Annotated in this window: 17 protein-coding genes and 3 tRNA genes; all 20 read left to right on the top strand. The window is 63.8% G+C overall.

The genetic code is table 11. The features are described from left to right. The first annotated feature begins 367 nt into the window (after window positions 1-367). The 20 genes from tpiA to rimP all read left to right on the top strand — a co-directional run bounded on the left by tpiA (window position 368) and on the right by rimP (window position 18092). Window positions 368-1123 carry a triose-phosphate isomerase gene (gene tpiA, locus EKL94_RS12770; RefSeq protein WP_088026649.1) on the top strand — a complete coding sequence of 252 codons (756 nt, stop codon included), beginning with the start codon at window positions 368-370 and terminating at the stop codon, window positions 1121-1123. A gap of 31 nt (window positions 1124-1154) precedes the next feature. Beyond that, window positions 1155-1592, top strand: a complete 438-nt coding sequence (gene secG, locus EKL94_RS12765; protein WP_126929378.1) for a preprotein translocase subunit SecG — start codon at window positions 1155-1157, stop codon at window positions 1590-1592. 51 nt (window positions 1593-1643) lie between these two features. Further along, window positions 1644-1728, top strand: a tRNA-Leu gene (locus EKL94_RS12760). Between the two features lie 111 nt (window positions 1729-1839). Continuing rightward, the gene (locus EKL94_RS12755) at window positions 1840-2196 is read left to right on the top strand and encodes an NADH-quinone oxidoreductase subunit A (RefSeq protein WP_008265012.1); all 357 of its coding nucleotides are present in this window, start codon (window positions 1840-1842) and stop codon (window positions 2194-2196) included. Continuing rightward, window positions 2187-2741 carry a NuoB/complex I 20 kDa subunit family protein gene (locus EKL94_RS12750; RefSeq protein WP_005410463.1) on the top strand — a complete coding sequence of 185 codons (555 nt, stop codon included), beginning with the start codon at window positions 2187-2189 and terminating at the stop codon, window positions 2739-2741. The genes EKL94_RS12755 and EKL94_RS12750 overlap by 10 nt, the downstream gene beginning before the upstream one ends. Before the next feature lie 33 nt (window positions 2742-2774). Then, window positions 2775-3524 carry an NADH-quinone oxidoreductase subunit C gene (locus EKL94_RS12745; protein WP_126929377.1) on the top strand — a complete coding sequence of 250 codons (750 nt, stop codon included), beginning with the start codon at window positions 2775-2777 and terminating at the stop codon, window positions 3522-3524. After that, window positions 3521-4828: an NADH-quinone oxidoreductase subunit D gene (locus EKL94_RS12740; RefSeq protein WP_126929376.1), complete on the top strand. Its 1308-nt coding sequence runs from the start codon at window positions 3521-3523 to the stop codon at window positions 4826-4828. Before EKL94_RS12745 ends, EKL94_RS12740 begins: the two co-directional genes overlap by 4 nt. A gap of 97 nt (window positions 4829-4925) precedes the next feature. Beyond that, window positions 4926-5453 (top strand): NADH-quinone oxidoreductase subunit NuoE, encoded by a 528-nt coding sequence (gene nuoE / locus EKL94_RS12735; protein WP_006381132.1) that lies wholly within the window; start codon window positions 4926-4928, stop codon window positions 5451-5453. A 4-nt stretch (window positions 5454-5457) separates the two neighbouring features. Further along, window positions 5458-6798 carry an NADH-quinone oxidoreductase subunit NuoF gene (gene nuoF / locus EKL94_RS12730; protein WP_005410459.1) on the top strand — a complete coding sequence of 447 codons (1341 nt, stop codon included), beginning with the start codon at window positions 5458-5460 and terminating at the stop codon, window positions 6796-6798. Continuing rightward, entirely contained in the window at window positions 6795-9029 is a 2235-nt protein-coding gene (gene nuoG, locus EKL94_RS12725; protein WP_126929375.1) for an NADH-quinone oxidoreductase subunit NuoG, read from the top strand. The genes nuoF and nuoG overlap by 4 nt, the downstream gene beginning before the upstream one ends. Next, the gene (gene nuoH, locus EKL94_RS12720; RefSeq protein ID WP_046983974.1) at window positions 9026-10120 is read left to right on the top strand and encodes an NADH-quinone oxidoreductase subunit NuoH; all 1095 of its coding nucleotides are present in this window, start codon (window positions 9026-9028) and stop codon (window positions 10118-10120) included. The genes nuoG and nuoH overlap by 4 nt, the downstream gene beginning before the upstream one ends. A 3-nt stretch (window positions 10121-10123) precedes the next feature. Further along, a complete protein-coding gene (nuoI, locus tag EKL94_RS12715; RefSeq protein ID WP_006381128.1) occupies window positions 10124-10612 on the top strand; it encodes an NADH-quinone oxidoreductase subunit NuoI in 489 nt (162 codons plus the stop codon). A gap of 9 nt (window positions 10613-10621) precedes the next feature. Continuing rightward, window positions 10622-11278, top strand: coding sequence for an NADH-quinone oxidoreductase subunit J (locus tag EKL94_RS12710; protein WP_032128645.1), 657 nt, complete (start codon window positions 10622-10624; stop codon window positions 11276-11278). After that, complete coding sequence (gene nuoK, locus EKL94_RS12705) at window positions 11275-11580, top strand: NADH-quinone oxidoreductase subunit NuoK (RefSeq protein ID WP_005417921.1); 306 nt, start codon at window positions 11275-11277, stop codon at window positions 11578-11580. The genes EKL94_RS12710 and nuoK overlap by 4 nt, the downstream gene beginning before the upstream one ends. A 7-nt stretch (window positions 11581-11587) precedes the next feature. Continuing rightward, window positions 11588-13762, top strand: a complete 2175-nt coding sequence (nuoL, locus tag EKL94_RS12700; RefSeq protein ID WP_126929374.1) for an NADH-quinone oxidoreductase subunit L — start codon at window positions 11588-11590, stop codon at window positions 13760-13762. A 23-nt stretch (window positions 13763-13785) separates the two neighbouring features. Beyond that, the gene (locus EKL94_RS12695; protein WP_032128647.1) at window positions 13786-15294 is read left to right on the top strand and encodes an NADH-quinone oxidoreductase subunit M; all 1509 of its coding nucleotides are present in this window, start codon (window positions 13786-13788) and stop codon (window positions 15292-15294) included. A gap of 15 nt (window positions 15295-15309) precedes the next feature. Next, on the top strand, window positions 15310-16770 hold the full coding sequence (nuoN, locus tag EKL94_RS12690) for an NADH-quinone oxidoreductase subunit NuoN (RefSeq protein WP_126929373.1): 1461 nt from the start codon (window positions 15310-15312) through the stop codon (window positions 16768-16770). A gap of 127 nt (window positions 16771-16897) precedes the next feature. After that, window positions 16898-16974, top strand: a tRNA-Met gene (locus EKL94_RS12685). Between the two features lie 84 nt (window positions 16975-17058). Continuing rightward, window positions 17059-17135: transfer RNA gene (locus EKL94_RS12680), tRNA-Met, on the top strand. Between the two features lie 366 nt (window positions 17136-17501). Beyond that, window positions 17502-18092 (top strand): ribosome maturation factor RimP, encoded by a 591-nt coding sequence (gene rimP, locus EKL94_RS12675; protein ID WP_126929372.1) that lies wholly within the window; start codon window positions 17502-17504, stop codon window positions 18090-18092. Window position 18093 lies beyond the last annotated feature (1 nt).

Here is an 18093-nt window from a genome sequence, read left to right as displayed (position 1 = left end):
TTCATTCAAACTTTGAAAAATTTTCAGCCATTTGTTGTTTTTATTAGGGTCATAAAAACATTATAATTTTTACTTAAATTTTGAACAAGATATTTCATTTGTATTATAGTACAACTGCAGCTCTTTTTTTTCAAGTTTATGTACATGGAACACACAAAGATCTACACGCGTAAGATCCTCGGCAGCGTCAGATGGGTATAAGGCACAGCCCCAGATCTAGCCGGGCTCTCCGCGACCAACCCAACCCAACCCCCGCCACGAGGGGCTGTGCCGTTGGCTGAAAATCCATGTAACCGCTTACAAGGAAACGGATTTTTGCCGCAGCGGGTATCATGACCGGCTGACTTCACACAGGAGCCACCCGCTCATGCGCCGCAAGATCGTCGCCGGAAACTGGAAGCTGCATGGCAGCCGTCAATTCGCCAATGAACTGCTGGGGCAGGTCGCCGCCGGGCTGCCGCTGGAGGGGGTGGACGTGGTGATCCTGCCGCCGCTGCCCTACCTGGGTGAGCTGGTCGAGGACTTCGGCGAGACCGGCCTGGCCTTTGGCGCGCAGGACGTAAGCAGCAACGAGAAGGGCGCCTACACCGGCGAGGTCTGCGCGGCCATGCTGGTCGAGGTCGGGGCCCGCTATGGCCTGGTCGGCCATTCCGAGCGCCGCCAGTACCACCACGAAAGCAGCGAGCTGGTCGCGCGCAAGTTCGCCGCCGCCCAGCATGCCGGCCTGGTGCCGGTGCTGTGCGTGGGCGAGACCCTGGAGCAGCGCGAGGCCGGGCAGACCGAAGCGGTCATCGCCAGCCAGCTGGCGCCGGTGCTGGAGCTGGTTGGTGCGGCCGGTTTCGCCAAGGCCGTGGTTGCCTACGAGCCGGTCTGGGCCATCGGTACCGGCCGTACTGCCACCAAGGAGCAGGCGCAGCAGGTGCACGCGTTCATCCGTGGCGAAGTCGCGCGTATCGATGCTAGAATCGCTGATTCACTGCCCATTGTTTACGGCGGTAGCGTGAAGCCCGACAATGCCGGGGAACTGTTCGCGCAGCCGGATGTCGATGGTGGGCTGGTCGGCGGCGCCTCCCTGGTGGCCGCGGACTTCCTGGCCATCGCAAGGGCGGCGGCCGCGAACTAATCCTAGAAGTTTTGTCCGAGGGCGGTTTCCAATGCTGATGTTGATCCTCAATGTCGTCTACGTGCTGGTCGCTGTGGCCATGATCGCGCTGATCCTGATGCAGCGTGGTTCGGGTGCGGCGGCGGGTTCGGGCTTTGGTGCCGGTGCCTCGGGTACGGTGTTCGGTGCGCGCGGCGCCTCGAACTTCCTGTCCAAGTCGACCAAGTGGCTGGCAGTCGTGTTCTTCGGCATCAGCCTCTTCATGGCCTGGTATGCCGGTCATGGCAGCCGCCCGGCGGCCGACCAGGATCTGGGTCTGATGTCCGCCCCGGCGGCAGTCGCTCCGGCGGCTCCGGCGGGCGAACTGCCGGCCGTTCCGAAGGCCGATGCGGTCCCGGCCGCCCCGGTTCCGGTCGCGAATGTGCCGGCTCAGGCGGAATCTTCGGTTTCTGGTGAAGAAAAGCCTTCGGAAGGCTCCCAGAAAGACTGAAGCCGGTTACAATACGCGGCGCATCGGGAAGATAGTCTGATGTGATCGTTTGCCCAGGTGGCGGAATTGGTAGACGCACTACCTTGAGGTGGTAGCGACGCAAGTCGTAGGGGTTCGAGTCCCCTCTTGGGCACCATTTGTAAGTAAAGCGGGTTCGTCTGGCGCGCAAGGCGCCAGGCAGATTCCCGTCCACTCCCCCATGCCAAAGCGCCTGCAGGCGCGGCGGCAGAGGCAAGAGAGAATCGCTGTGCTGGCCGAATATTTGCCGTCTCTGCTGTTTCTGATCGTTGCCACCGGTATCGGCATTACGCTGATGCTGGTTGGTCGATTCCTCGGTCCCCGCCGCCCCGATCTGGAAAAGCTGTCGCCGTACGAGTGCGGCTTCGAGGCCTTCGAAGACGCGCGCATGAAGTTCGACGTGCGCTACTACCTGATCGCGATCCAGTTCATCGTCTTCGACCTGGAAATCATCTTCATCGTGCCGTGGACCCAGGTCTTCATGGAGCTGGGTGCCCGTTCGCTCATCACCATGGGCCTGTTCGTCGGCATGCTGTTCCTCGGTTTCATTTACGTCTGGAAGAAGGGAGCGCTGGAATGGGAGTGATTCAGACTCTCGATGGCCTCATGAACAACCCCACGCCGGAAGGCCGGGTTGATGACATCCTGCGGCCGGAAGGCGACAACCCGCTGCTGGAAAAGGGCTTCGTCACCACCAGCGTCGATGCATTGCTGAACTGGGCGCGCACCGGCTCGATGTGGCCGATGACCTTCGGTCTGGCCTGCTGCGCGGTCGAGATGATGCACGCCGGCGCCGCGCGCCTGGACCTTGATCGCTACGGCGTGGTGTTCCGCCCGTCGCCGCGCCAGTCCGACGTGATGATCGTGGCCGGTACCCTGGTCAACAAGATGGCCCCGGCGCTGCGCAAGGTCTACGACCAGATGCCGGACCCGAAGTGGGTCATCTCGATGGGTAGCTGCGCCAATGGTGGCGGCTATTACCACTACTCCTATTCTGTGGTGCGCGGCTGTGATCGCGTGGTGCCGGTGGACGTCTACGTCCCGGGCTGCCCGCCGACCGCCGAGGCGCTGGTGTACGGGATCCTGCAGCTGCAGAAGAAGATCTGGCGTACACAGACCATCGCCCGCTGACCCCTTCACCTGACAAGAGCGCGCCAAGCCCCCATGGCAGAGCAAGCATCCTTCATCGACCGACTCTCCGCACGTTTCGCAGGTGCGAAGGTCATCGTGGTCGAACCCCGCGGCGAAGTGACGCTGGAAGTGCCTGCCGCCGAGTGGCACGCCACCGCCCTGGCGCTGCGTGACGAGTTTGGTTTCGAGCAGGCCGTGGATCTCTGCGGCGTCGACTACCTCGGTTATGGCTCCGACGAATGGGACACCGCCGACGTGTCCTCGCAGGGCTTCAGCCGTGGCGTCGAAGGCAAGGCCCAGGGCCGCTTCGCGTGGGGTGAGTTCCCCACCGAGGAAAACGGCGCCGACGGTGCCCGCCCGCAGCACATGCCGACCCAGCGCTTCGCCGTGGTCGCCCAGCTGCGTTCGTACCAGCACAACCTGATGATGCACCTGCGCTGCTTCGCCCCTGACGAAGCGCTGCCGGTGGTGTCCTCGCTGACCAGCATCTGGCCGGGCCTGAACTGGTTCGAGCGCGAAGCGTTCGACCTGTACGGCGTGATCTTCGAAGGCCACCCGGACCTGCGCCGGATCCTGACCGACTACGGTTTCGTCGGCCATCCGTTCCGCAAGGACTTCCCGCTGATCGGCAATGTCGAAGTCCGCTACGACGAAGAAAGGAAGCGCGTGATCTACGAACCGGTCACCTCGGTGGAGCCGCGTGTCGGCGTGCCGCGCGTGATCCGCGACGACGCCCGTCTGCAGACCGCAGAAGGTGAGCGCGCGCAGGAGGCAGTGAAGTGAGCCACGTACACCAGGCCGGCGAAGCCTTCGCCAGCAACGCCGCCGAAAGCCGGCAGGAAATCCGCAACTACACCATGAACTTCGGCCCGCAGCATCCGGCCGCTCACGGTGTGCTGCGCCTGATCCTGGAAATGGACGGCGAAACCATCATGCGCGCCGACCCGCACGTGGGTCTGCTGCACCGTGGTACCGAAAAGCTGGCCGAGTCCAAGCCGTTCAACCAGTCGATCGGTTACATGGATCGCCTGGATTACGTGTCGATGATGTGCAACGAGCACGCCTACGTGCGCGCGATCGAGACCCTGATGGGCATCGAGGCGCCGGAGCGTGCGCAGTACATCCGCACCATGTACGACGAAATCACCCGCATCCTCAACCACCTGATGTGGCTGGGCTCCAACGCGCTCGATCTGGGTGCGATGGCGGTGATGCTGTACGCCTTCCGCGAACGCGAAGAGCTGATGGACTGCTACGAAGCGGTTTCCGGCGCGCGCATGCACGCGGCGTACTACCGTCCGGGCGGCGTCTACCGCGACCTGCCGGACCACATGCCGAAGTACAAGGAATCGCGCTGGCACAAGGGCAAGGCGCTGAAGCAGCTCAATGCTTCGCGTGAAGGCTCGCTGCTGGACTTCCTGGAGAACTTCACCAACGAATTCCCGGGTCGCGTCGACGAATACGAAACCCTGCTGACCGACAACCGTATCTGGAAGCAGCGTACCGTCGGCATCGGCGTGGTCACTCCGGAACTGGCCCACCAGTGGGGCATGACCGGCGTGATGCTGCGCGGCTCGGGCATCGCCTGGGACCTGCGCAAGAAGCGTCCGTACGCCAAGTACGATGCCGTCGATTTCGACATCCCGCTGGGCAAGGAAGGCGACTGCTACGACCGCTATCTGGTCCGCATTGCCGAAATGCGCGAGTCCAACCGCATCATCAAGCAGTGCGTGGCATGGCTGAAGGCCAACCCCGGCCCGGTCATGGTCAAGAACTTCAAGGTCGCTCCGCCCAAGCGTGAGGACATGAAGGACGACATGGAAGCGCTGATCCATCACTTCAAGCTGTTCAGTGAAGGCTATTGCGTGCCGGCCGGCGAGACCTATGCGGCGGTGGAAGCGCCCAAGGGCGAGTTCGGCTGCTACCTGGTCTCCGATGGCGCCAACAAGCCTTTCCGCGTGCACCTGCGCGCACCGGGCTTCGCCCACCTGTCCTCGATCGATTCGATCGTGCGCGGCCACATGCTGGCCGACGTGGTGGCGATGATCGGTACCTACGACCTGGTGTTCGGCGAGGTTGACCGGTAATGCCGTCCGCCACGCCAACGCCCGCTGCAGGCAGCCGGCGCAAGCCGGCGCCGCAGTTTCTGGAATTTCACGTTATGCATTTCGCTGAGGTCGGCCGATGAAGGCGACAGGTAATTTCGAGGCGGCGCGCGACGTCGACCCGATGGTGGTGCTGAGCGACAAGACCCGCGCTCACATCGATCACTGGCTGTCCAAGTTCCCGCCGGACCGCAAGCGCTCTGCCGTGCTGCAGGGCCTGCATGCGGCCCAGGAGCAGAACGAGGGTTGGCTGACCGACGAGCTGATCGCCGGCGTGGCCAAGTACCTTGATCTGCCGCCGGTGTGGGCCTACGAGGTCGCCAGCTTCTACTCGATGTTCGAGACCGAGAAGGTGGGCCGCAACAACGTGGCCATCTGCACCAACATCAGCTGCTGGCTCAATGGCGCCGAGGACATCGTCCGCCATTGCGAGAAGAAGCTGGGCATCAAGCACGGTGAATCGACCCCGGACGGCCGCGTCTACCTCAAGCGCGAGGAAGAGTGCCTGGCCGGTTGCGGTGGCGCGCCGATGATGGTCATCAACGGTCACTACCATGAGCGTCTGACCCTGGAAAAGGTCGACGAGCTGCTGGACGGGCTGGAGTAAGGGCATGGCACATCACCACGAATCCAAGGGTCCGGTCGGCCCCGCGCCGCTGCCGCACCAGGTGGTCTATACCACCCTGCATTACGACACCCCGTGGTCGTACGAAAGCTACCTGAAGACCGGTGGCTACGCTGCCCTGCGCAAGATCCTCGAAGAGAAGATCCCGCCGGAGCAGGTCATCGAGATGGTCAAGGCCTCGGGCCTGCGTGGCCGCGGTGGCGCAGGCTTCCCGACCGGCCTGAAGTGGTCCTTCATGCCCAAGGGCAACATGCAGAAGTACATCCTCTGCAACTCGGACGAATCCGAGCCGGGCACCTGCAAGGACCGCGACATCCTGCGCTACAACCCGCATTCGGTGGTGGAAGGCATGGCGATCGCCTGCTACGCCACCGGCTCGACCGTGGGTTACAACTATCTGCGCGGTGAGTTCCACCACGAGCCGTTCGAGCACTTCGAGCAGGCCCTGGCCGATGCCTATGCGAACGGCTGGCTGGGCAAGAACGTGATGGGCTCGGGCGTGGACATCGACATCTACGGTGCGCTGGGCGCCGGGGCGTACATCTGCGGCGAAGAAACCGCACTGATGGAATCGCTGGAGGGCAAGAAGGGCCAGCCGCGCTACAAGCCGCCGTTCCCGGCCAATTTCGGCCTGTATGGCAAGCCGTCGACGATCAACAACACCGAAACCTACGGTTCGGTGCCGGCGATCATCCGCAACGGTCCGGAGTGGTTCAAGGGCCTGAGCCTGACCGCCAACGGCGGTCCGAAGTGCTTCTCGGTGTCCGGCTGCGTGCAGAATGGCGGCAACTTCGAAGTGCCGCTCGGCACCAAATTCCACGACCTGCTGGAAATGGCTGGTGGCCTGCGTCCGGGCCGCACGCTGAAGGGCGCGATCCCGGGCGGCGTGTCGATGCCGGTGCTGACCGCGGCCGAGCTGAAGGACCTGCCGATGGACTACGACACCATCCGTGCACTGGGCTCCGGCCTGGGTTCGGGCGCGATCGTGGTGCTCGACGACAGCGTCTGCTGCGTCAAGTTCGCCTGCCGCATCAGCCAGTTCTTCCACAAGGAATCCTGTGGCCAGTGCACCCCGTGCCGTGAAGGTACCGGCTGGATGCACCGCGTGCTGGAGCGCATCGTCGCCGGCAAGGCCACGATGGAAGACCTGCACCAGCTGAAGGCGGTGGCCGGCCAGATCGAAGGCCACACCATCTGTGCGTTCGGTGAAGCGGCTGCATGGCCCATCCAGGGCTTCCTGCGCCAGTTCTGGGACGAATTCGAGTACTACATCGTCAACGGTCATTCGATGGTTGACGGCAAGAAGGTGGAGGCAGCCGCCGCATGAGCGCGCAACCCGTAAACCCGAACGTGCCACCGGATCACGTGACCATCGAAATCGATGGCAAGTCCCTGGTCGTGCCCAAGGGTTCGATGATCATCCAGGCGGCCGACAAGGCCGGCATTTCGATTCCGCGCTTCTGCTATCACGAGAAGCTGCCGATCGCCGCCAACTGCCGCATGTGCCTGGTGGACGTGGAAAAGTCGCCGAAGCCGGCGCCGGCCTGCGCCACCCCGGTGATGGATGGCATGAAGGTCGCCACCCGCAGCGAAAAGGCACTGAAGTTCCAGCGCTCGGTGATGGAGTTCCTGCTCATCAACCACCCGCTGGACTGCCCGATCTGCGATCAGGGCGGCGAGTGCGAGCTGCAGGACGTGTCGCTGGGCTATGGTCGTTCGGTCAGCCGCTTCAACGAGCGCAAGCGCGTGGTGCCGGACGAGGACATGGGCCCGCTGGTCGCCACCGAGATGACCCGCTGCATCCAGTGCACCCGCTGCGTCCGCTTCACCGCCGATGTTGCCGGTACCTACGAACTGGGTGGCATGTACCGCGGTGAGAACCTGCAGATCGGTACCTTCGACGGCAAGCCGCTGACCACCGAGCTGTCCGGCAACGTCGTCGACGTCTGCCCGGTCGGCGCACTGACCAACAAAGTGTTCCAGTTCCGCGCCCGCCCGTGGGAACTGACCGCGCGCGAGTCGCTGGGCTACCACGACGCGATGGGTTCGAACCTGTTCCTGCACGTGCGTCGCGGCGAAGTGCTGCGCACCGTGCCGCGCGACAACGAAGCGGTGAACGAGTGCTGGCTGTCCGACCGTGACCGCTACTCGCACCAGGGCCTGTACAGCGAAGACCGTGCGGTCAAGCCGCTGCGCAAGGTCAATGGTGAGTGGAAGGAAGTGAGCTGGGCCGAAGGCCTGGCTGCGGCCGCCGAGATCCTCAAGGCCAACCAGGGCGACAACCTGGGTGTACTGGTGCATCCGTCCACCTCGAACGAGGAAGGCGCGCTGCTGGCCCGCCTGGCCAAGGGCCTGGGCTCGAGCAACATCGACCACCGCATCAACAACCGCGATTTCTCCGACGCCGCAACCGCCGAAGTGTTCGGCCTGCCGTTGGCCGAGATCGAAGGCGCCGACCGCATCGTCGTTCTGGGCAGCAACATCCGCCACGAACTGCCGCTGCTGCACGCCCGCCTGCGCAAGGCGCAGACCACCAACGGCGCGAAGATCCACGTCGTCAACCCGGTGGACTTCGACTTCGCCTTCAGTGTCGCCGGCAAGCAGATCGTCGCACCGTCGAAGTTCGTCGACGCGCTGGCCAACGCCGAGCTGCGTTCGGCCGTGCAGGGCGGCAACAACACCGTGCTGATCGTCGGTGGCATCGCCGAAAACCACCCGCAGGCTGCGGCGATCCGCGCCGCCGCGCGTGACTTCGCTGCCGCCACCGGTGCCAAGCTGTGCCGCATCCCGCAGGGCGCCAACGCCGTTGGCCTGACCCGCGCCGGCGTGCTGCCGGCCGGCAAGGACGTCGCCGCGATGCTGGCGCAGCCGCGCCAGGCCTACGTGGTGTACGGACTGGAACCGGGCCTGGACTTCGCCGACGCTCCCGCCGCGCGCAAGGCGCTGGTCGGCGCCAAGGTGGTGGCCTTCAGCCAGTTCGCCTGCGTCTCCACCCGCGACGTTGCCGACGTGATCCTGCCGATCGGCGCGCTGCCGGAAATCGACGCCACCCTGACCAACCTCGATGGTCGCGAGCAGTCGGCCCGTGCCGGCGGCAAGCTGCCGGGCGAGGCCCGTGAGGGCTGGCGCGTGCTGCGCGCCCTGGGCGGCGAGCTGGCGGTTGCCGGTTTCGACTTCACCGACCTGGCCGGCCTGCGCGCCAGCCTGGCCCCGGTGTCGGTCGCCGTTGCCGCTTCGGCACAGCCGGTGGTTGCCGGCGAAGGCCTGGAAGTGGCTTCGACCGCCGCGATCTACCGCACCGATGCGGTGGTCCGTCGTGCGCCGGCGCTGCAGTCGCATCCGCTCAACAACGCCCCGCGCATCGTGCTGAACGCTGAAGATGCCGCTCGCCTGCAGCTGCAGGAAGGGCAGATGGCCAAGGTCGGCACCGATGCCGGCAAGGCCACCCTGCCGGTGGTGGTCGACGCCCGCGTCGCTGCGGGTTCGGTCTGGATTGAATCGGGCCACGGCGCGACCGCGCCGCTGGGTGCCGCTCGCGTAACGGTGGTGGCTGCATGAACGAATTGCTGTTGAACGCGGTCGACCCGCTGCACCAGTGGCTGCTTGGCCTCGGTGACATCGGCGCGCTGATCTGGATCATCCTGAAGATCCTGGTGATCACCGTTCCGGTGATCATCTCGGTGGCCTTCTACGTGGTCTGGGAACGCAAGCTGATCGGCTGGATGCACGTCCGCCACGGCCCGATGTATGTGGGCATGGGCATCTTCCAGGCCTTCGCCGACGTCTTCAAGCTGCTGTTCAAGGAAGTGGTCCAGCCGAGCAGCGCCAACAAGGCGATCTACCTGCTGGCACCGCTGATCACCCTGGCGCCGGCCTTCGCGGCCTGGTCGGTGGTGCCCTTCGATTCGCAGATCGTACTGTCCAATGCCAACGCCGGCCTGCTGTACCTGCTGGCGATGACCTCGCTGGGCATCTACGGCATCATCCTGGCCGGTTGGGCATCCAACTCGAAGTATGCGTTCCTGGGTGCGATGCGCGCCTCGGCGCAGATGATCAGCTACGAAATCGCCATGGGCTTCGCCCTGGTCGGCGTGATGATCGCGTCGGGCAGCCTGAACCTGAGCAACATCGTGATGGCGCAGGCCGGCAATTCCGGTTTCTTCGACTGGTTCCTGCTGCCGCTGTTCCCGCTGTTCGTCATCTACTGGGTGTCGGGCGTTGCCGAAACCAACCGCGCGCCGTTCGACGTGGTGGAAGGTGAATCGGAAATCGTCGCCGGCCACATGGTCGAGTACTCGGGCGGTGCGTTCGCGCTGTTCTTCCTGGCCGAGTACGCCAACATGATCCTGATCAGCTTCCTGATCTCGATCTTCTTCCTTGGTGGCTGGCTGAGCCCGATCCAGGGCTGGGTCAATCCGGGCGATATCTCGCCGCTGGTCGACTGGATCTGGAAGGGCGGTGCACCGTGGCTGTTCGTCAAGGTGTTCTTCTTCGCCAGTGCCTACATCTGGTTCCGTGCCAGCTTCCCGCGCTTCCGCTATGACCAGATCATGCGCCTGGGCTGGAAGGTCTTCATCCCGCTGGCCATTCTGTGGATCGCGGTTACCGCCGTCATGGTGTTCTTCGGCGTGATTCAAAAGGGCGTCTAAGTGATGAACAGGATTACCCATTACTTCAAGAGCCTGCTGCTGCTCGAACTGCTGGGCGGCCTTTGGCTGACGCTGAAGTACAGCTTCAAGCCCAAGTACACGATGATGTACCCGATGGAGAAGTTCCCGCAGTCGCCGCGCTTCCGTGGCCTGCACGCCCTGCGCCGTTACCCCAACGGTGAAGAGCGCTGCATCGCCTGCAAGCTGTGCGAAGCGGTGTGCCCTGCATTGGCCATCACCATCGACTCGGCCAAGCGCGAAGACGGCACCCGCCGTACCACGCGCTATGACATCGATCTGTTCAAGTGCATCTTCTGCGGCTTCTGCGAAGAAAGCTGCCCGGTGGACTCGATCGTCGAAACCCACATCCTCGAGTACCACTTCGAGAATCGTGGCGAAAACATCGTTACCAAGCCGCAGCTGCTGGCCCTGGGCGACCGTCTCGAGTCCGAGATCGCCGAGCGTCGCGCCGCCGATGCCGCTTACCGCTGAGGTCGAGAGATGGATTGGGTAAATATCGCTTTCTGGGTGTTCGCCATCGCGGCAACGGTTTCGGCCGGTGCGGTGATCAGCGTGCGCAACCCGGTTCACGCCGTGCTCTGCCTGGTGCTGACCTTCTTCTCCATCGCCTGCGTCTGGCTGCTGGTCGGCGCCGAGTTCCTCGGCGTGGCACTGGTGCTGGTCTACGTCGGTGCGGTGATGGTGCTGTTCCTGTTCGTGGTGATGATGCTGGACATCGATCCCACCAAACTGCGTGAGGGCTGGGTGCGCTACCTGCCGGTCGGCCTGATCGTGGCCGTGGCGATGCTGGTGCAGATGCTGATCCTGATCGGCGTGAAGGGCAGGGCGGTCAACCCGTTCCCGGCCGACAACGCCGCCGCGGTCGCTGCCGACAGCTCCAACGTCACCTGGCTGGCCCGTACGCTGTTCACCGAGTACCTGCTGCCGTTCGAGTTCGCCGCCGTCATCCTGACCGTGGCCGTGGTTGCCGCCGTGATGCTGACCCTGCGTCGCCGTACCGGCGTCAAGAGCCAGAACCCGGGTGAGCAGACCATGGTCAAGGCCGGCCAGCGCCTGCGCATGGTCAAGATGGGCGCCGAAGCGCCGGTCGTGCACAGCAACAGCAAGCCGGCCGCCGGCGAGGAGACCCAGCCGTGATTACCCTTGGCCACATCCTTGCGCTGGGCGCGGTGCTGTTCGCCATCAGCCTGGCCGGCATCTTCCTCAACCGGAAGAACGTCATCGTCCTGCTGATGTCGATCGAACTGATGCTGCTGTCGGTGAACATCAACTTCGTCGGCTTCTCGCGCCAGCTGGGCGACCCGTCCGGCCAGCTGTTCGTGTTCTTCATCCTGACCGTCGCCGCCGCGGAAGCCGCCATCGGCCTGGCGATCCTGGTGACCCTGTTCCGTACCCGCCGCACGATCAATGTCGGCGAAGTCGATTCGTTGAAGGGCTGATCCACAGATGGAAATCACTCTCTCCAAGAGTCTGTTGATCGCAGTGGTGCTTGCACCGCTGTTCGGCAGCATCATCGCCGGCCTGTTCGGTCGCCAGGTCAAGCGCTTCGGCGCGCAGACCATCACCATCCTCGGCGTCGCGGTTGCCTGCGGCCTGTCGATGTACACGCTCTACCAGCTGCTGTGGGGCGGTGCGCAGCCGTTCAACCAGAACATCTACACGTTCTTCGAAGTCGGCCAGTACTCGGCCCACGTCGGTTTCATGGTCGACAAGCTGACCGCGATGATGATGGTGGTGGTGACCTTCGTGTCGCTGCTGGTCCACATCTACACGATCGGCTACATGCAGGACGATCCGGGCTACCAGCGGTTCTTCAGCTACATCTCGCTGTTCACCTTCTCGATGCTCACCCTGGTGATGAGCAACAACTTCCTGCAGCTGTTCTTCGGCTGGGAAGCGGTGGGCCTGGTGTCGTACCTGCTGATCGGCTTCTGGTTCAAGCGTCCGACCGCGATCTTCGCCAACATGAAGGCGTTCCTGGTCAACCGCGTCGGTGACTTCGGCTTCCTGCTCGGCATCGCCGGCGTGCTGTGGGTGTTCGGCACCCTGGACTACTCGCAGGTGTTCTCGCAGGCCGGCATGCTGGCTGACCCGCGCGCCCAGCTGCAGATCTGGGACGGCACCATGTTCGGCATGCAGCTGCTGAACGAGCCGGTGATCTGGTCGATCGCCACCGTCATCTGCATCTGCCTGTTCATCGGTGCCATGGGCAAGTCGGCCCAGGTCCCGCTGCACGTGTGGCTGCCGGATTCGATGGAAGGCCCGACCCCGATCTCGGCGCTGATCCACGCCGCGACGATGGTGACCGCCGGTATCTTCATGGTCACCCGCATGTCGCCGCTGTTCGAGCTGTCGCAGACCGCGCTGAACTTCATCCTGTTCATCGGTGCCACCACCGCGTTCTTCACTGGCCTGATCGGCATCGTGCAGAACGACATCAAGCGCGTCGTCGCGTACTCCACGCTGTCGCAGCTGGGCTACATGACCGTGGCTTTGGGCGTGTCGGCCTATTCGGCGGCCGTGTTCCACCTGATGACCCACGCTTTCTTCAAGGCGCTGCTGTTCCTGGGGGCCGGCTCGGTCATCATCGCGATGCACCACGAGCAGGACATGCGCAAGATGGGCGGCCTGCGCAAGTACATGCCGATCACCTTCGTCACCATGTGGATCGGTACGCTGGCACTGGTCGGTACGCCGTTCTTCTCCGGCTTCTACTCGAAGGACACCATCATCGAGGCAGCCGAGATCCACGCGCACATGCAGAACAGCTGGGTGGCCACCTATGGCTACTGGGCCGTGCTGGGTGGCGTGCTGGTGACCAGCTTCTACAGCTTCCGCCTGCTGTTCCTGACCTTCCACGGCAAGGAGCGCTTCCGCGACGCACACGACGATCATGGTCATGGCCATGACGATCACCACGCCGCCGACGCCCACCATGCTGATGCCCACCATGGCGATGCCCATGACGACCACGGCCATGGCCACGGTCCGCATGAGCCGCATGAAACCCCGTGGGTGGTGACCCTGCCGCTGATCCTGCTGGCCATCCCGTCGATCGCCATCGGTTTCTTCAGCATCGGTCCGATGCTGCACGGCACCGACTGGGCCGGCAATCACGCCCATGCGGCGATCAAGGGCCAGGTCAACACGTTCTTCACCGGCATCGTCGATTTCTACGATCCGGCCAAGAACACCGTTGCCTTCCTGGGCGAAGAGTTCCACGGGCCGGTGGCGTTCGCGCTGCACGGCATGATGCTGCCGCCGTTCTGGCTGACCCTGGCGGGCTTCCTGCTGGCCGCGCTGTTCTACCTGTGGAAGCCGGACCTGTCGGGCAAGGCGCGCAAGACCTTCGCCCCGCTGGTGTCGGTGCTGGAAAACAAGTACGGCTTCGACAAGCTGTGGATCGATGGCTTTGCCGGTGGCAGCGTCAAGCTGGGCAAGGTCTCGCGCTGGATCGACAGCAACATCGTCGACGGCGTGGTCAATCTCTCGGCACGTGTTGTGGACGTCGCAGCCGGTGTGCTGCGTCGTACCCAATCCGGTTTCCTCTATCACTACGCCTTCGCGATGATCATCGGCCTGATTGCCCTTCTGGGCGTGCTGATGCATTACCTGCGTTGATGACCTGTACGGAATAAGAAGACGTGTCGAACTGGCCTCTACTCAGTGTCCTCATCTGGCTGCCGATCATCGGTGGTGCTCTGATCCTTGCAATCCGTGATGCACAGACCGCCCGCTGGGCGTCGCTGGGCGTAGCGGTACTGACGTTCGTGGCGAGCCTCTCGCTGCTGAGCGGCTACAACGCGGGCATCGACGGTCTGCAGTTCGTCGAGACCCATGCCTGGATCCCGGCGTACAAGATCGGCTACAACCTGGGCGTGGACGGCATCGCCGTGGCGCTGATCCTGCTGACCACCCTGGTCAGCGTGCTTGCCCTGATCGGCGCCTGGAGCGCCATCGACAAGCGCGTCAACCAGTACGTGGCCGCCTTCCTGATCCTGGAAGGCGTCACGGTCGGTATCTTCTCGGCCACGGACGCGATGCTGTTCTACGTGTTCTTCGAGGCGATGCTGATCCCGATGTTCCTGATCATCGGTGTCTGGGGCGGCCCGCGCCGCATCTACGCCGCGCTGAAGTTCTTCCTGTACACCTTCCTCGGCTCGGTGCTGATGCTGGTGGCGCTGATCTACCTGTACATGAAGGGTGGCAGCTTCCAGCTGGCTGACCTGTACGCGCTGCCGCTGTCGGCCAAGGAACAGACCTGGATCTTCTTCGCCTTCCTGATCGCCTTCGCGGTCAAGGTGCCGATGTTCCCGGTCCACACCTGGCTGCCGGACGCCCACGTGGAAGCGCCGACCGCCGGTTCGGTGATCCTGGCTGCCATCGCGCTGAAGATCGGTGGCTACGGCTTCCTGCGCTTCAACCTGCCGATCGTCCCGGATGCGTCGCAGGAATGGGCGTGGCTGGTGATCGCGCTGTCGCTGATCGCGGTGATCTACGTCGGCCTGGTCGCCCTGGTGCAGGACGACATGAAGAAGCTGATCGCCTATTCGTCGATCGCGCACATGGGCTTCGTCACCCTGGGCACCTTCATCGCGCTGTGGCTGGTGCGTGAAGCCGGCAACGCCGATGCGGCCCGCCTGGGCCTGCAGGGCGCCATGGTGCAGATGATCTCGCACGGCTTCGTGTCCGGCGCGATGTTCTCCAGCGTGGGCGTGCTGTACGACCGCATGCACAGCCGCCGCATCGCCGATTACGGCGGCGTGGTCAACGTGATGCCCTGGTTCGCGACCTTCGCCATGCTGTTCTTCATGGCCAATGCGGGCCTGCCGGGCACCAGCGGTTTCGTCGGCGAGTTCATGGTCATCCTCGCGGCCTTCCAGCGCAATCCGTGGATCGCGCTGGGCGCGGCCACCACCCTGATCATCGGCGCCGCCTACACCCTGTGGCTGTACAAGCGCATCTTCTTCGGTGAAGTGGCCAACAGCCACGTTGCCGAACTGAAGGACATCAACGGTCGCGAATGGCTGGTGCTGGGCGTGTTCGCCATCGGCGTGCTGGCCCTGGGCATCTACCCCAAGCCGCTGACCGACCTGATGGAGCCCTCGATCGCGAAGCTGGCGATGCAGATCGCATCCAGCAAGCTGCTGTAATTCCAGGATTTGATGATGACCACCTCGCCGCTGCTGCCATTGACCGCCGCTGACCTGCCACCGCTCGCTCCCGAGCTGGTGCTGATCGGCAGCGCTTTCGCCCTGATGATCCTCGACCTGTTCGTCAGCAACCGGAACAAGATCGTCACCCACCTGTTCTCGCTCGCTGCGCTGGCCGTGGTGCTGTTCATGCTGGCCACCGGCGTGGGCGGGCAGGGGGAGGTCTTCCATGGCATGTTCGTGCGCGATACCGCCGCGGACGTGATGAAGACCGGGATCGTGCTGCTCAGCGGCCTGACCCTGGTCTACGGCTGGCGTTACCTGCGTGACCGCAACCTGTTCCAGGGCGAGATCCCGGTGCTGATCCTGTTCGGCACCGCCGGCATGATGATCCTGGTCTCGGCCGGCAGCCTGCTGATGGTCTACCTGGGCCTGGAACTGCTGGCGTTGTGCTCCTACGCACTGGTTGCCAGCAACCGTGAGAACGGCCTGGCCTCGGAAGCGGCGATGAAGTACATCGTGCTGGGTTCGCTGGCCTCGGGCCTGCTGCTGTACGGCATGTCGCTGATCTACGGCGCCACCGGCAGCCTGCACCTGGACGTCATCCGTGAGGCCATCCCGCACTCGGAAGAGCGCGTGCTGCTGATCACCGGTGCGGTGTTCATGATCGCCGGCGTCGCCTTCAAGCTGGGTGCCGCGCCGTTCCACATGTGGCTGCCGGACGTGTACCAGGGTGCCCCGGCACCGATCGCACTGTTCATCAGCTCGGCGCCGAAGCTGGCCGCGTTCGGCATGGCCTACCGCCTGCTGGAAATGGGCGTGGGCCCGCTGTCGACCGAACTGCAGCTGCTGATTGCCGGCCTGGCCGCGGTCTCGCTGGTCATTGGCAACCTGATGGCCATCGCGCAGAGCAACCTCAAGCGCATGCTGGCGTTCTCCACCGTCTCCCACATCGGCTTCCTGCTGATGGGCATCGCCGGTGGCGGTTCGCAGGGTTATGCCGCCGCGCTGTTCTACGCACTGGCCTACGCCATCATGTCCACCGCCGCCTTCGGCGCGATCATCGCGCTGTCGCGTGCCGGTTTCGAGGCCGAGAACATCGAAGACTTCAAGGGCCTGAATGCCCGCAACCCGTGGATGGCCGGCCTGGTGCTGTGCATCATGGCGTCGCTGGCCGGCATCCCGCCGTTCCTGGGCTTCTGGACCAAGCTGGCGGTGCTGGGCGCGGCCATCAACGGTGGCCTGCTGTGGCTGGCCATCCTCGGCGTGCTGTGTGCCGTGGTCGGCTGCTTCTACTACCTGCGGGTCATCAAGGTCATGTACTTCGATGAGCCGGTGGGCGAGGCCATGCCGCGCAGCAACGACCGCGTGCTGGGCCTGGTGCTGGGCGTGAACGCGCTGGCACTGCTGGCGCTGGGCCTGGCCTGGAACCCGATCATGGTCTGGTGCCAGCAGGCATTTGCGCATCTTGCATAAAAGTTGACACAAAGCTGCGCGATTCGTGTAATATGCGCAGCCTGAGTTGTCACTGCAGCGGTTCAGCCAGAACATCGTTGCGGTAGCCCTCCTCGAAAGAGCAGGGCAGCAGTTCAAACACTTCCGGTGCGGGGTGGAGCAGTCTGGCAGCTCGTCGGGCTCATAACCCGAAGGTCGCAGGTTCAAATCCTGCCCCCGCTACCAATACATCGAATCGGCGCCAACCAGTTCGATGAATGAGGAAAAGCTTGCAGGTTTTGAAGTTATGCCTCATAATTCCGCTTCTGATGCGGGGTGGAGCAGTCTGGCAGCTCGTCGGGCTCATAACCCGAAGGTCGCAGGTTCAAATCCTGCCCCCGCTACCAAGTAAAGAGATCGCCTTCGAAGTCCTGCTTCGAAGGCGTTTTTCTTTGGGGTTTGTGTCCTTTCCGCGTGCTTGGGGTCAGATCCCTTTCCCCGCGGAAAAGGGATCTGACCCCGGGTCCGCACCTTGCACCAGCGCGGTGCAGTCGCTATCATCAGCGGCCTAGCAATACCCCTGAAGGCGGGCTCCCAGCGGGAGTCCGGACCCGGAAGGAGGGCCGCAACCGGCAGGCACTGCAGGTTGCAACCGGAATCCAGTCACCGGAGTCTTTCCGGAAAAGGGGCCCAGCGGGCCCTTTGTCGTTTCCGGGGCGTCATGTTTCCATGCCGGCCAAGGCCGGCACCCAACCAAGAGATCAAGGCAGGCTGTGAGCGACAAGGCAACCGACATCGCGAATCTGCTCGCCCCGACCGTTGTGTCGCTGGGCCTGGAGCTGCTGGGCGTTGAGTATCTGCCGGCCCCCGGCGGTGCGACCCTGCGCCTTTACATCGACGTGCCGCTGGCGGAACAGCCCGAGCGCATCATCAATGTCGACGACTGCGAGCGGGTCAGCCGCGAAGTGTCGGCGCAGATGGACGTCGAAGACCCGATCAGCGGCAACTACACGCTGGAAGTGTCTTCGCCGGGCGTCGATCGTCCGCTGTTCAACCTGGAGCAGTTCGGCCGTCACCTCGGCGAAATGGCCAAGGTCACGCTGAAGCTGCCGCAGGACAACCGTCGTCGCCTGCAGGGCCGCATCGAAGCCATCGACGAGACCGCAGGTGCCATCACCTTCGTCGTCGACAAGGCCGAAGTGGTCGTGTCGGCCGACAACATCGACAAGGCACGGATCATGCCCGACTGGGTGGCGCTGGGGCTGGCCCCGAGCAAGCCGACTGGTCCGGCACCGAAGCGTCCGAAGCCGAACACGAATTCTTCTTCCAACGAGCCGGCGGCAAAAAAGCCGCGCGCGGAGTGAG

The sequence above is a fragment of the Stenotrophomonas maltophilia genome, assembly GCF_003970865.1.
Classification (GTDB): domain Bacteria; phylum Pseudomonadota; class Gammaproteobacteria; order Xanthomonadales; family Xanthomonadaceae; genus Stenotrophomonas; species Stenotrophomonas maltophilia_AR.
The sequence above is the reverse complement of the archived record's forward strand: the minus strand, read 5'-3'. Positions and strand labels throughout refer to the sequence as shown.